The 14314-nt window shown below is 62.9% G+C and carries 12 protein-coding genes; 5 read left to right on the forward strand and 7 right to left on the reverse strand.

Annotated features, from left to right (window positions below):
• Nucleotide 1 precedes the first annotated feature (1 nt).
• Genes AC07E3_RS20620 through AC07E3_RS20630 form a run of 3 tightly spaced genes read right to left on the reverse strand, consistent with a single transcriptional unit; the run spans nt 2 to nt 3814 of the window.
• The gene (locus AC07E3_RS20620; RefSeq protein ID WP_478364536.1) at nt 2-1273 is read right to left on the reverse strand and encodes a glycerate kinase type-2 family protein; all 1272 of its coding nucleotides are present in this window, start codon (nt 1271-1273) and stop codon (nt 2-4) included.
• Nucleotides 1274-1288: 15 nt separating this feature from the next.
• Nucleotides 1289-2596 carry a guanine deaminase gene (guaD, locus tag AC07E3_RS20625; protein ID WP_478364538.1) on the reverse strand — a complete coding sequence of 436 codons (1308 nt, stop codon included), beginning with the start codon at nt 2594-2596 and terminating at the stop codon, nt 1289-1291.
• Nucleotides 2597-2599: 3 nt separating this feature from the next.
• Complete coding sequence (locus tag AC07E3_RS20630; protein ID WP_478364539.1) at nt 2600-3814, reverse strand: urate hydroxylase PuuD; 1215 nt, start codon at nt 3812-3814, stop codon at nt 2600-2602.
• A gap of 126 nt (nt 3815-3940) precedes the next feature.
• Here AC07E3_RS20630 and AC07E3_RS20635 point away from each other — a divergent pair, with 126 nt between their 5' ends.
• Nucleotides 3941-4861 (forward strand): LysR family transcriptional regulator, encoded by a 921-nt coding sequence (locus AC07E3_RS20635; RefSeq protein WP_336069093.1) that lies wholly within the window; start codon nt 3941-3943, stop codon nt 4859-4861.
• Here the strand turns inward: AC07E3_RS20635 and xdhC are convergent, their stop codons facing one another.
• The 4 genes from xdhC to uraH all read right to left on the reverse strand — a co-directional run bounded on the left by xdhC (nt 4862) and on the right by uraH (nt 9950).
• Nucleotides 4862-5665, reverse strand: coding sequence for a xanthine dehydrogenase accessory protein XdhC (gene xdhC / locus AC07E3_RS20640; protein ID WP_478364541.1), 804 nt, complete (start codon nt 5663-5665; stop codon nt 4862-4864).
• 111 nt (nt 5666-5776) lie between these two features.
• Nucleotides 5777-8119 carry a xanthine dehydrogenase molybdopterin binding subunit gene (gene xdhB / locus AC07E3_RS20645; RefSeq protein WP_478364543.1) on the reverse strand — a complete coding sequence of 781 codons (2343 nt, stop codon included), beginning with the start codon at nt 8117-8119 and terminating at the stop codon, nt 5777-5779.
• Nucleotides 8120-8121: 2 nt separating this feature from the next.
• On the reverse strand, nt 8122-9585 hold the full coding sequence (gene xdhA, locus AC07E3_RS20650; protein WP_478364545.1) for a xanthine dehydrogenase small subunit: 1464 nt from the start codon (nt 9583-9585) through the stop codon (nt 8122-8124).
• Nucleotides 9585-9950, reverse strand: coding sequence for a hydroxyisourate hydrolase (gene uraH, locus AC07E3_RS20655; RefSeq protein WP_336069084.1), 366 nt, complete (start codon nt 9948-9950; stop codon nt 9585-9587). Before uraH ends, xdhA begins: the two co-directional genes overlap by 1 nt.
• A 183-nt stretch (nt 9951-10133) precedes the next feature.
• Here uraH and puuE point away from each other — a divergent pair, with 183 nt between their 5' ends.
• The 4 genes from puuE to AC07E3_RS20675 are packed head-to-tail and all read left to right on the forward strand — an operon-like array spanning nt 10134 to nt 13517.
• Complete coding sequence (gene puuE / locus AC07E3_RS20660) at nt 10134-11570, forward strand: allantoinase PuuE (protein ID WP_478364548.1); 1437 nt, start codon at nt 10134-10136, stop codon at nt 11568-11570.
• Between the two features lie 17 nt (nt 11571-11587).
• Nucleotides 11588-12424 carry a bifunctional allantoicase/(S)-ureidoglycine aminohydrolase gene (locus AC07E3_RS20665; protein WP_478364550.1) on the forward strand — a complete coding sequence of 279 codons (837 nt, stop codon included), beginning with the start codon at nt 11588-11590 and terminating at the stop codon, nt 12422-12424.
• Nucleotides 12421-12921 (forward strand): ureidoglycolate lyase, encoded by a 501-nt coding sequence (locus AC07E3_RS20670; RefSeq protein ID WP_478364552.1) that lies wholly within the window; start codon nt 12421-12423, stop codon nt 12919-12921. Before AC07E3_RS20665 ends, AC07E3_RS20670 begins: the two co-directional genes overlap by 4 nt.
• Entirely contained in the window at nt 12918-13517 is a 600-nt protein-coding gene (locus tag AC07E3_RS20675; protein ID WP_478364554.1) for a nucleoside deaminase, read from the forward strand. Before AC07E3_RS20670 ends, AC07E3_RS20675 begins: the two co-directional genes overlap by 4 nt.
• Nucleotides 13518-14314 lie beyond the last annotated feature (797 nt).

Genomic DNA, 14314 nt, shown 5'->3' on the forward strand with positions numbered 1-14314 from the left:
ATCACCGCACCAGAACCGCTCGCAGATCGTTGACATTCGTGCCGGTTGGCCCCGGCGCGAACAGATCGCCCAGCGCATCGAACGCGCCCCAGGCGTCATGCGCGGCCAGCAGCGCCTTCGGGTCGTGGCCGGCAGAGCGCAGCCGCGCGACGGTGCCGTGATCGGCAAAGGCGCCGGCATTCTCCTCCGACCCGTCGATGCCATCCGTATCGGCGGCGAAAGCCGAGATGCCGGAAACGCCCTCAATGCCGAGTGCAAGCGCCAGAAGAAATTCGGTGTTGCGCCCGCCGCGCCCGCCGCTTCGGCGCAGCGTGACCGTGGTTTCACCGCCCGAAAGCAGCACGACCGGTTTTCTGAAAGGCCGGTCGCGCATCGCCACCTCACGGGCAATCGCCGCATGAACGCTGCCCACCTCACGCGCCTCGCCCTCAATCGCATCCGACAGGATGACGGCAGGCACGCCCTGCGCCTCGGCGGCGGTGGAGGCCGCCTCCAGCGAGCGCGCGGCCGAGGCGATGACGTGAACCTCATGGCCTGAAAAACGTGGATCATCCGGCTTTGGTGCGTCCGCCGCAGGTGATGCGAGATGCTGCATCACCGCATCGGGCAATCGCATGCCATAGGTCTCGATCACGCCGAGCGCATCCGCGCGGCTTGCCATATCGGGCACGGTCGGACCGGATGAAACAAGTGCCGGGTCATCACCGGGAATGTCCGAGACGATCAGCGAGACGACGCGCGCGGGATAAGCAGCAGCGGCCAGCCTGCCGCCCTTGATCGCGGAAATGTGCTTGCGCACCGTGTTCATGGCCGAGATCGGCGCGCCGGACGAAAGAAGCGCCTCGTTGACGGCGATCTCGTCGGCGAGTGTCAGGGAGCCTGCGGGTGCAGGCAGCAGGGCCGAGCCACCGCCGCAAACGAGCGCGATCACCAGATCGTCCGGGCCGAGCCCGGTCACGCTCTCCATGAGACGCTGCGCACCGGAAAGGCCCGCCTCATCCGGCACCGGGTGCGCCGCCTCCAGAACCTCGATCATGCGGGTTGGCGCGCCATAGCCGTAGCGGGTGACGACCACGCCTTCCAGAGGCCCGTCCCAGGCGTCCTCAAGTGCCGCCGCCATCTGCGCGGCACCCTTGCCGGCCCCGACCACGATGGTGCGGCCCCGGGGCTTTTCCGGTAGGAATGCGCGAATGGTTTTGGCCGGGTCGGCGGCAGCGAGGGCAGCGTCGAACAGTCTTGTGAAAAACGCCTTCGGATCGATGCTGCCGGTCACATGCGCCCCCAGAACTTACAAGGCGCTTTTGGCAGCCTCTCCTGCGACATAGGTTTCCACGATGGCGCGGTCATCGGCAAGCGTCTGGAGCAGGAAAAGCTCCTCGGCCAGCGTTTCGATGCGCTCCATGCGCAGCGCCATAACCGGCGTTGCGCGCGCGTTCAGAACCACGATATCGGCGTCGGTGCCCGGTTCCAGCGTGCCCACGCGCTCCGACAGGGAAAGCGCCTCGGCATTGCCGCGCGTGATCTGCCAGAAGGAGGCCAGCGGGTTCAGCTTCTCGCCATTAAGCGCGATGACCTTGTAACCCTCATCCATGGTGCGCAGCATGGAGTAGTTGGTGCCGCCGCCCACATCCGTCGCCGAGGCCAGCCGCAATGGCTTCTCACGCTTGCGATAACGCAGATAGTCGAACAGGCCGGAGCCGAGGAAGAGGTTTGAGGTGGGGCAGAACACGGCGACCGAGCCCGTGTCCGAAAGCACATCCGCCTCGCGCTCTGAAAGATGAATGCAATGGCCGAGCAGCGCCTTGGGGCCGAGCAGGCCGTAATGCTCGTAGATGCCGGTATAGTCCGGCGCGTCGGGATAAAGCTCCGTCGTCAGCGCGATCTCGTCGTGATTTTCGGAGAGATGCGTCTGCATGTGGAGGTCGGGGAATTCGCGCATCAGTGCTGCGGCCATCTCCAGCTGCTCGGGGCTGGAGGTGATGGCGAAGCGCGGCGTGATGGCATAGTTGAGCCGGCCCCTGCCGTGCCACTCGTCGATTAGCGCCTTCGTGTCGTCGTAAGAAGATTGCGGCGTGTCGGTGAGTGCGGCCGGCGCGTTGCGGTCCATCATCACCTTGCCGCCCACAACGCACATGTTGCGCGCCAGCGCCTCGCTGAAAAACGCCTCCGCGCTTTCCTTGTGAACGGAGCAATAGGCGGCAACCGTGGTCGTGCCGTTGCGCAGCAGCTCATCGAAGAACAGACGGGCGATGTGCCGGCCGTGCTGAATGTCGGAGAACCTGGTTTCTTCAGGGAAGGTGTAGTTGTTCAGCCAGTCCAGAAGCTCGGCGCCATAGCTCGCGATCACCTGCATCTGCGGGAAATGCGCATGGGCGTCGATGAAGCCCGGCAGGATGAGATGCGGGCGATGATCCACCACCGTGTGCCCCGCTTCGGCTCCTGCTGCGACCTCGGCAAAGCTGCCGGATGCGAGGATAACGCCATCTTCGACCAGAACCGCGCCATCCTCTTCAAAGAGATAGGCGTCGTGGTCGTCGATGCTCCGCGGTTCGGCTTTGAACGACAGGAGCCGTCCGCGGATGAGTTTCTGTGCCATGCGCTAGCGCGCCTCCTCGAACCAGGTAACGATCAGTTGCCGCTCCTCGTCCGTGATGCCCGAAACATTGCCGGGCGGCATGGCGTGGCTGCGGCCTGCCTGCAGATAGATTTCGCGCGCATGCTCGGCAATAGAAGCATCCGTGTCGAGCACAACATTCTTCGGTGGGTAGGGCACGCCCTCATAGCCCGGCACGGCGGCATGGCACATGGCGCAACGTCCCATCACCGTGTCGCGCACCGCCGGAAAATGGGTCGAGGCGACGAAGGTCTGCCCCGTCGCCGAAAGCTTCGTCTCGCCCGTCAGCACCTGCGGCACGGTGGAGAGCCACATGATGATGATGAAGAGAACGCCGGCCAGCCCCCAGGTCCAGTGCGGGGTGCCCTTGCGGGCGTGCACCGTGTTGAAATAGTGCCGGATCAGCACGCCGATGATGAAGATGAGCGATGCGATGATCCAGTTGAACTGGGTGCCGAAGGCCAGCGGATAATGGTTCGACAGCATCAGGAAGACGACGGGCAGCGTCAGGTAATTGTTGTGCAGCGAACGCTGCTTCGCCTGCAGGCCAAGTTTCAGGTCGGGCGTGCGTCCCGCCTTCAGATCGGCCACCACGATCTTCTGGTTGGGGATGATGATCAGGAAGACATTCGCGGTCATGATCGTCGCGGTGAAAGCGCCCAGGTGCAGGAAGGCCGCGCGACCGGTGAAGAGCTGCGTATAGCCCCACGCCATCACCACCAGGATCACATAGAGAACCAGCATCAGCGCCGTGTCGTTCTTGCCGAGCGGCGATTTGCACAGAAGGTCGTAGAGCAGCCAGCCAAGCCCGATGGAGGCGAGCGAGATCAGGATGCCGCCCCAGGCGGGCACATCGAGCACATTGCGGTCGACCAGATAGAGATCCGCGCCCGCATAATAGATGATGGCAAGCAGCGCGAAGCCGGACAGCCAGGTGGAATAGGATTCCCATTTGAACCAGGTCAGGTGCTCCGGCATGGAGGCCGGCGCGACCATGTATTTCTGGATGTGGTAGAAGCCGCCGCCATGGACCTGCCATTCCTCGCCATGCACGCCCTCGGGCAGGCCCGGCCGCTTCACCAGCCCCAGATCGAGCGCGATGAAATAGAAGGATGAGCCAATCCAGGCAATGGCCGTGACCACATGCAGCCAGCGCACGCCAAAAGACAGCCAGTCCCACAAAACCGCGTATTCGTTCATGCCAGTTCCCTCAACTCCACCGGGCGCAGGGTGACGGAACCCGATATAAACGGAAAGCGGATAAGATCACGATGACTTTCAAAAAATTTTGGAAAATAATGTGCGCGAAACACCTGGGGGCAGTGCATGGCCTATCTCGACAACATCGCCGTTTTTGTCCGCGTCGTGGAACTCGGCAATCTGTCTTCTGCGGGCCGCGACATGCGGCTTTCTCCGGCCGTTGCCTCGAACCGGGTGAAGGAGCTCGAAAAGCACCTCGGCGTGCGGCTCTTCAACCGCACCACGCGCCAGCTCACCCCCACCGAACAGGGCCGCGTCTTCTATGAGGGCGCGCGCAAGGTTCTCGAAGCGGTGGCGGAAGCCGAAGCCTCGGTCGCCGATCTTTCCGGCCAGCCGCGCGGCACGATCCGCGTCACCGCGCCGCTCGGCATCGGCAAACGGCTGATCGCCAGCGGCATTCCCGAATTCCGCGACAGATATCCCGAGATCGAGGTTCGCTTACGGCTCTCCGACCATGAGGTCGACATGATGCGCGAAGGCATCGACGTTGCCTTCAAGCTTGGAATACTGGAAAACTCCTCCTTCCGCATGCGCGGCATCATGGATTGCGAGCGCGTTCTGGCGGCCGCGCCTGATTATCTGCAACGGCGCGGCGAACCGAAGACACCCGAAGCACTGATCGATGAGCGCCACGATTGCCTGATGCTGCGCTTTCCCGGCGCACGCGAGCATTTCTGGATGCTGCAGACGCCGGAAGGCGCGCGAAAGTTCGAGGTTAGCGGCCCGTTCGATTCCGACGATGGCGACGTGATCACCGACTGGGCGCTTGCCGGGCGCGGCATCGTCAACAAGCCCCGCTTCGAGATCGAGCCATTTCTGCGCGATGGAAGGCTTAAGGTGGTCCTGCCCCAGACCCCGCCCGTGCCGGTAAAGCTTGCCGCGCTCTACCCGCACAAGAAGTTTCAGGACCCGAAAGTGCGGCTTCTGGTCGACTTCATGTCAGGCCGCTGCCAGCGCATGATTGGCGATGTACTGGACGTGAAGTAATCAGCGGTTCAAAGCCCTCAGTATCTCCGCAGCCGCCATGGCTGCGATGACGGCGGGGCGCTTGTCGTGCACGGCGTTCCCGCCGATGGGGGTGGTCAGCTGCGCGAAACGGCGTTCATCGCCGCCGTTCTTCAGATACCAGCTCTTGAAGGTCGCGCGTTTGGTTTTGGAGCCGATCATGCCGACATAGGCTGCGTCATCGCGTGCGAGCGCCTCGGCAACCAGCAGAAAGTCGAGCGCATGATCGTGGGTCAGGATCACGAAGGCCGTCCCGGCGGGAGCTTCACGCACCGCCTCTTCCGGCAGGGCCGTAAGGCGCGTCTCCACATCATCCGGAAAATCCCCAAGCGCTTCCTTGCGGGTCTCGACCACCAGCACCCGCACGGGCAGCGGGGTCAGCGCTGCAGCCAGCGCATGGCCGACATGGCCGCCGCCAAACAGGATCACCTGCGGGAAGGCGCCTGCCTCATCGCCGACGCGCTTCACAAGCGCCCGGCGCTCAGCCTGATCGAGTAGGCGAATGTCGAGCGCCACCCGACCGCCGCAGCACTGGCCGATTTCCGGTCCCAGCGGAATGTCGAAAGCGCCGGTTGCAAGATTCTCCGAGATGAGTTCGCGCGCCCTGGCAATCGCCATGAATTCGAGCTGGCCGCCACCGATGGTTCCGAAAATCGCTTCTGGCGAAACCAGCATCCACGCGCCCTCTTCGCGCGGGGTGGAGCCTTTCGCCTCGCGCACCTCGACGAGAGCAGCGGACGGCGAGGCACCCAGAAACGTCTCAAGGGTTTCAGTTGGATGGCTCATTTCCGCACCCATGCGTGACGGTGAAAAGACGCGAACCAGAGACCAGTGCGAAGAAGCAGAAGCATGACAGAACGATAACGGCAGGAAGGCGCGCAGGCTAGGGTCAGGACCCTAGCGCGCGCCTTCAGCCTTCATGCGCTCCACCGCCATCAGCACACGCTCGGGCGTGGCCGGCGCATCGAGACGCGGGCAGACCGTGTGGTCGGCAACGCTCGCCACCGCATCGGACAGCGCGTGAAGCACGCACATGGCGAGCATGAAGGGCGGTTCGCCCACGGCCTTGGAACGGTGCACCGTCGGTTCGGCGTTTTCCGCCCAGTCGGCAAGCGCCACGTTGAACACTTTCGGCCGGTCGGATGTGAGCGGGATCTTGTAGGTGGACGGCGCATGGGTCCGAAGCCGCCCCTTGCCATCCCAGACCAGTTCTTCCGTCGTCAGCCAGCCCATGCCCTGAATGAAGCCGCCCTCGATCTGGCCAATGTCGATGGCGCGGTTCAGCGAGCGGCCTGTCTCATGCAGGATATCGACGCGCTCGACCATGTATTCGCCGGTCAGCGTGTCGACGGAGACCTCGGCACAGGCTGCGCCATAGGCGAAGTAATAGAATGGCCGCCCCTGTCCCTTGTCGCGATCCCAGTGGATTTTCGGCGTCTTGTAGAAACCCGCTGCGGAAAGCTGGATGCGGGCCATATAGGCCTCGCGGATGAGGTCGGCAAAGGGGATTTCGCGGTTGCCGATACGCACGCGGCCCGGAAGGAACACCACCTGATCCTTCGGCACGTCATGGGCTTCGGACGCGAAGTCGATCAGCCGGGTCTTGATCTGGCGCGCCGCATCCTGCGCAGCCATGCCGTTCAGATCGGAGCCGGAGGAGGCCGCCGTAGCGGACGTATTGGGCACCTTGCCGGTGGTCGTGGCGGTGATCTTCACCTGATCGATATCGATCTGGAACTCTTCGGCCACCACCTGCGCCACCTTGGTGTAGAGCCCCTGCCCCATCTCGGTGCCGCCATGGTTTAGATGCACGGAACCATCCGTGTAGACATGCACCAGCGCCCCGGCCTGGTTAAAATGCGTGGCCGTGAAGGAGATGCCGAATTTCACCGGTGTCAGCGCAAGACCGCGCTTGATGACCGGGCTTTTCGCGTTAAAGGCCGCGATTTCGCGTCGGCGCGCGGCATAATCGCTGCTCTCCTCCAGCTCGGCGATGATCCGTTCAGCGACATTGTCCTCCACCGTCTGATGATAGGGCGTGACGTTGCGGTCATCCGTGCCGTAGAGGTTTTTCTTGCGGATTTCGAGCGGGTCTTTGCCCAGCGCGAAGGCCACCTCATCGATGATGCGTTCAGCGCCCACCATGCCCTGCGGTCCGCCGAAACCGCGAAACGCGGTGTTGGACACGGTGTTGGTATAAAGCGGGCGCGAAACGGCTCGCGCAGCGGGGTAGAAATAGGTGTTGTCGCAGTGAAACAGCGCCCGGTCGGTCACCGGACCGGAGAGATCCGCCGCATAGCCGCAGCGCGCGGCATAGGTGAAATCAACGCCGAGAATGGCACCCTCATCATCGAAACCGACTTCATAGTCGATCAGGAAGTCGTGGCGCTTGCCGGTCGCTGTCATGTCGTCGTCACGGTCGGGACGCAGCTTGACGGGACGGTTCAGCTTCTTGGCCGCGATGGCCGAAATCACCGCAAACAAATTGGCCTGCGTTTCCTTGCCGCCGAACCCGCCACCCATGCGCCGCACCTCGATGGTGACGGCGTGGGAAGACACGCCCAGCGCATGAGCCACCATATGCTGCACCTCGCTCGGATGCTGGGTGGAGGAAAAGACGGTGACGTCACCGTCTTCGCCCGGAAGCGCAAACGCGATCTGGCCTTCGAGATAGAAATGGTCCTGCCCGCCAACCCGCATCTGACCGCGGATCGTGTGCGGGGCAGCGGCAATGGCCGCAGCGCTGTCACCGCGTTCAAGCTTCAGCGGCGCGGTGACGAGCCGCGCGTCATCCGCGGCATCGGCGATATCGATCAGTGCGGGTTCTTCCGCATAGTCGATCTTCGCGAGACGGCAGGCGCGCCGCGCCGCTTCGCGCGTTTCGGCAATCACGGCAAAGATGGGTTGGCCGAAAAACTGAACGAGGTCGTTTGTAAGAATGGGTTCGTCGTGAAGCCCGGTGGGGCTGATGTCGTTTTCGCCGGGAATGTCGTCTGCCGTCAGAACGGTGACCACACCGGGCGCAGCACGCACCTTCGAGAGGTCCATGCTCGTGATCGTGCCATGCGCGACCTCGGAAAGACCGAGACAGGCATGCAGCGTACCCGCCGGTTCGGGCATGTCGTCGATATAGACGGCTTCGCCGCTGACATGCTTGTGCGCGGAATCGTGTTTTTGATCACTGGCGACGCCGCCGGCGATCCTCGCCCTTCCGGGATCAAGCGTTTCGTGCCGTGTCATGATCAGGCCGCCTCATATCTGGAGAGGTTTGCCGGGTTGCCCGTGCTTTCAACGTAGAAGCGGCGGAGCAGGTTTTTCGCGGCCATCATGCGATAGTCGGCCGAAGCGCGCATGTCGCTGATCGGCTGAAAATCTTTCTCATAGGCCGAAAGGGCTGCCTCGGCCGTTTCCTCAGTCCACGCCTTTCCGACAAGCGCTGCCTCGACGGCTTTTGCGCGTTTCGGTGTCGCGGCCATGCCGCCATAGGCGATGCGGGCGGCTTCGACCCGGCCATCGGCGATCCGCAGATCGAATGCGCCCAGAACCGCCGTGATGTCTTCGTCACGGCGCTTGGAGATTTTCCAGACCGCGAAACGGGAGGCCGCATCGGGCACCGGCACATGCACCGCCTCGACGAATTCGCCGGGCGCGCGATCCTGTTTGCCATAGTCGATGAAGAAATCTTCCAGCGGAATGGTGCGGCGCGCGCTGCCCTTTCGCAACGTGAGCGTTGCGCCAAGGGCGATCAGCGGCGGAGGCGTGTCGCCGATGGGCGAGCCATTGGCGATGTTGCCACCGATCGTTCCCATATTGCGCACCTGCTCGCCGCCAATGCGGTCGATCAGTGCGCCCAGCGCGGGAATGCGTTTCGCCAGAAGCTCAAAAGCTCCGGTGTAGCTTACGCCTGCGCCAATGCTGATGACGCCATCCTGCTCACGGATTTCCTGCAGGCCATCGAGCCCGCCGATGAAAACGACCGGCGCGATGTCGCGCATGAATTTGGTGACCCATAAGCCCACATCCGTCGCACCGGTGACGATGGTGGCCTCGGGCTCGGCTTCAAGGATTGCGGCAAAATCATCGACATCCGCCGGGATGAGCAGACGCTCGCGGCCCGAGCCGATCTCCACCCGCGCGCCATCCTTCATGCCCTGCAGCGCGGCGATGACCGCAGCGCGTTCCAGCGCCAGCGGGTCAGATGCGGCATGGCCATAATCGGAGACCGCGCGCGCAGCCCGCACGATGGGTTCATAGCCGGTGCAGCGGCACAGATTGCCCTGCAACGCTTTCTCGATGGCCCTGTCGGTGGGCTGCGCTTCACGCATCCAGAGCGCGTAAAGCGACATGACGAAGCCCGGCGTGCAGAAGCCGCATTGCGAGCCATGGTGGTCGACCATCGCCTGCTGGACCGGATGCAGGCTGCCATCGGCCCGTTTCAGATGCTCCACCGTCACCACATGACAGGCATCAAGCGAGCCAAGGAAGCGGATGCAGGCATTGACGCTCTCATACGAAAGCGCGCCATTGCGCAACCGGCCCACAAGCACGGTGCACGCGCCGCAATCGCCTTCGGCGCAGCCTTCCTTGGTGCCGGTCAGACGCTGCCGCAGACGCAGATAATCGAGCAGGGTTTCGTCCGGACGGACATCGCTCAACGCCACCGGCGCGCCGTTCAAAAGAAACCGGATTTCACCGCGCGCGCCCATCAGCTCCCCCTGTAGGTGGAATAGCCGTAGGGCGAGATGAGAAGCGGCACGTGATAATGAGCGTTTTCTGCCATGCCGAAGCGGATCGGCACCTGATCGAGGAAGGCCGGCGCCGGCAGATCGACGCCCTGCGCACGCAGATAGGCGCCGGCTTCGAACACCAGCTCGTAGAAGCCGGTGCGAAACGCATCGCCGGCAAGCAGCGGCGCATCGCAGCGGCCATCGCTGTTGGTCGTGACCGTCTTCACATGAGTGCGCGCCTCGCCCTCCAGGCGATAGAGCGCAATCTCCAGTCCTCCGGCCGGTTTTCCGCTGGCCGTGTCCAGCACATGGGTCGTCAGACGGCCCTCACCCGCATTGCTCATGCGGCCTCCCTATCAATTCGCTTAAGCCACTTGCGCGTCTACCACTTGATTGTGGGGCAAATTGATTGCGAGCATAAGAGGACGCGCTAAGGAAGAACAACAAAACTCTTTCAAATTTTTCAGGAAAGTACCTCCCGCATTCCATCTATTATCCTTGCCAATAGCGAATTTCGGACAGATTGCATGACCCGCTACCTGAGAAACATGACCGGCTATGGCCAGACTCCACCGAACGCCGACTGGCCCGGCGGCGCGAAGATCGCCGTGCAGTTCGTTGTCAATTACGAGGAAGGCGGCGAAAACTGCATTCTGCATGGCGACGAGGCCTCGGAAGCCTTTCTTTCGGAAGTGGTGGGCGCGGCGCCATGGCGGGGCATGCGCCACTGGAACATGGAATCCATCTATGAATACGGCTCGCGCGCCGGGTTCTGGCGGCTCCACCGGATGTTCACGGCAGCCGGCGTGCCGGTCACCGTTTTCGGCGTCGCCACAGCGCTTGCCCGCAGCCCCGACCAGCTTGCCGCCATGCAGGACGCCGGCTGGGAAATCGCCTCCCATGGCTTGAAATGGATCGACTACCGCGCCCATTCGGAAGAAAGCGAGCGCGCCGACCTTCTGGAGGCGATCCGGCTGCACACCGAAGTGGTGGGCGAGCGCCCGCGCGGCCTCTATCTCGGACGCACCTCGGTGAATTCGGTAAAGCTGGCCATCGAGGAAGGCGGGTTCGACTGGATTTCCGACACCTATGACGACGACCTGCCCTATTGGATCGACCATGACGGCCATGGGCACGGCACGCGCGCGCAGCTGGTCATTCCCTACACGCTCGACGCAAACGACATGCGCTTTGCCACGGCGCAGGGCTTCAATTCCGGCGATCAGTTCTTCAGCTATCTGAAGGACGCTTTCGACACGCTTTACGCTGAGGGAGGCTCGGGACGGTCGGCCATGATGAGCATCGGCCTTCATTGCCGTCTCATCGGCCGGCCGGGACGCGCTGCAGCCCTCCAGCGCTTCATCGACTATGTGAAGAGCCACGATCATGTGTGGCTTGCGACACGCGGCGAGATCGCCCGGCACTGGCGCGAAAAGCACCCTTATGAAGCGCCGGCCCTGCGCCCGAGCCGCATGAGCGAACCGGAGTTCATCGAACGGTTCGGCAGCATCTATGAGCATTCACCATGGATCGCCGAACGCGCGGTGAAGCTGGAGCTGGGGCCCGCACATGACACGGCAGGCGGCCTTGCCAATGCTTTGGCACGCGTTTTCCGCTCCGCCAGCGAAGACGAACGCCTTGGGGTTCTCAAAGCGCACCCTGATCTCGCCGGCAAGCTGGCGGTAGCCAAAAGACTGACCGAGGAATCGAGCAAAGAGCAGGCTTCGGCAGGGCTCGATGCGCTGACCGACAGCGAGCGCGCACGCTTCACCGAACTCAACACCGCCTATACGCAGAAATTCGGGTTTCCCTTCATCATCGCCGTCAAGGACAACACCAAGGACAGCATTCTGAAGGCCTTCGAAACCCGGTTAGAGAACAGCCGCGACGAGGAATTCGCCACCGCCTGCCGGCAGGTGGAGCGGATCGCCCGGCTGCGGCTCAACGACATCCTCCCCGTGTGAAATCAGGACGAGACCAGATGAGCGCCCGCACCTATTACGCCCCGCATGGCGGGCATCCGCCGCAGACCCAGCTCCTGACAGACCGCGCGGTTCTGACGGACGCCTATGCGCTGATGCCAAAGGGCGTCATGCAGGACATCGTCACCAGCCTGCTGCCGTTCTGGGAAAAAACCCGCTGCTGGATCATCGCACGGCCTTTGTCCGGCTTCGCCGAGACCTTTTCGCAATACATCATGGAAGTGGAGCCCGGCGGCGGCAGCGACCGGGCCGAACTCGATGAGACCGCAGAAGGCGTGCTTTTCATCGTCGAGGGCGAGCTGACCATCGAGATCGCCGGCGAGACGCACAAGATGACGCCCGGCGGCTACGCCTATCTGCCGCCATCGAGCGGCTGGACCGCACACAATCGGGGCGATGCGCCCGCGCGCTTCCACTGGGTCCGCAAGGCCTATGAGCCCGTTGTCGGGCTCGACATGCCTGATCCGCTGTTTCTGAACGAGGCCGATGTCGCGCCCTCTCCCATGCCGGGAACGGATGGCAAGTGGGCCACGACGCGCTTTGTCGATCCGGCCGATCTGCGCCACGACATGCATGTAACCATCGTCACGCTGCAGCCCGGCGCGGTGATCCCCTTCGCCGAAACGCATGTCATGGAGCACGGTCTCTATGTGCTGGAAGGCAAGGCCGTCTACCGGCTCAATCAGGACTGGGTGGAAGTGGAAGCCGGCGATTTCATGTGGCTGCGCGCCTTCTGCCCGCAGGCCTGCTATGCGGGCGGGCCGGGCAATTTCCGCTACCTGCTCTACAAGGACGTCAACCGGCACGCCCGGCTGGGTGGCAGCTTCGCGCGATGAAGCGGATCGAAGCCGAGAAGCTGACACGCGCAGCCTTCGCGCCCTTCGGCGACGTGATCGAGACCAAGGGTGCGGAAAGCTTCCTCATCAATGCCGGCAAGTGCCGCCGCTTTCACGACCTGGCGACGGTTGAAACGGCGGGTGAGAACGCGCGCGTTCTGATCAACATCTTTCGCGGCACGCCCTATGCACTGCCGCTTCAGCTTTCCATGGTCGAGCGGCACCCGCTTGGAAGCCAGGCCTTCATGCCGCTTTCGCCGGCCCCCTTTCTGGTGATCGTTTGCCCGGATGAGGGTGGGAAACCCGGCGAACCCCGCGCCTTCATCACGCATCCCGGACAGGGCGTGAACTACGCGCGCGGCACGTGGCATGGCGTTCTGACACCCATCGACGCACCCCAGGATTTCGTGGTGGTCGACCGTGGCGGAGACGGCAACAATCTCGAAGAATTCCACTTCCAGGAACCCTTTGAAATCACGGTGCCATCCCTCAAATGACCGCTCCCGACCTTCACCTCATCAACCGGCTGCTCGACGTGATCGAACAGGACATCCTGCCGAAGACCGCCGAGGGCGTCGCCCATGGCAACAAGCTCTTCGGCGCGGCCATCCTGAAGAAAAGCGACCTGTCGCTGGTGCTTGCCGAAACCAACAATGAGCTGGAAAATCCGCTCTGGCATGGCGAGGTGCATACGCTGAAGCGGTTCTACGAACTGCCCAAGCATGCGCGCCCGGACACGAAGGACTGCATCTTCCTGTCCACCCACGAGCCCTGCTCGCTGTGTCTTTCGGCGATCACCTGGACCGGCTTCGACAATTTCTACTATCTGTTCAGCCACGAGGATTCGCGCGACTCCTTCTCGATCCCGCACGATCTGAACATCCTCAAGGAGGTCTTCACGCTGGAGCCCGGCGGCTACAATGCCGAAAACGCCTTCTGGAAAAGCTACGCCCTGCCCGCTCTGGCAGCCGCACTGCCAGCGGCTGATGCGGAAGCGGTGAAAACGCGGATTGCAACGCTGGCCGCAGCCTATGCCGCCCTTTCCGAGCGCTATCAGGACAGCAAGGCGGAGAACGACATTCCGCTGAACTGACGGGGATGGCTGGGCTGGGCCGCTCCGGCTGACCGCTTAGACGCGCCCACACCTCCCTGCCTTCACCTCATCCTGAGCCTCTTGAGCTTGCCGAAAGGCGAAGGGCGGGGTGAAGGCACGCACAAACGTCACCACCTGAGCCCGTCATACCGCCCTCGCCCTTCGACAAGCTCAGGATGAGGGCTGTGTTGGCGAAATCGACGCGTGAGACGATGCTCTGAGCGCTTCAAAACCCAAGACAATGCGGAAGCGCTGATGATCTGGGAGAGGCGAGCAAGCACCTCACGGCATCGCAAAGCGCTGCAACGCAACCCAAGGCGAGGCAACCCAAGGCTAGGCTAGGCGAGGCAAGACAAGACAAGGCAAGCGCCCCACATCTCCCTGCCTTCACCTCATCCTGAGCCTCTTGAGCTTGCCGAAAGGCGAAGGGCGGAGTGAAGGCACGCGCCAACGTCACCACCTGAGCGCACCATGTCGCCCTCGCCCTTCGACAAGCTCAGGATGAGGGCTGTGTTGGCGAAATCGACGCGCGAGGCGATGCTCTAAGCACTTCAAAACCCAAGACAATGCGGAAGCGCTGGTGATGTGGGAGAGGCGAACAAGCACCTCACGGCATCGCAAAGCGCTGCAACGCAAGACGAGGCGAGGCAACCCAAGGCGGGGCAACCCAAGGCTAGGCTAGGCGAGACAAGACAAGACAAGTGGCCTGCTGCCGGTTTCGTGGACACCGAGATAAGGTGTTTTTGACGAAACCGGAGTTTGTGAATGCAGAGAAGGAAGTTTAGCCGCGAGTTCAA

Source organism: Nitratireductor lacus, assembly GCF_056431025.1.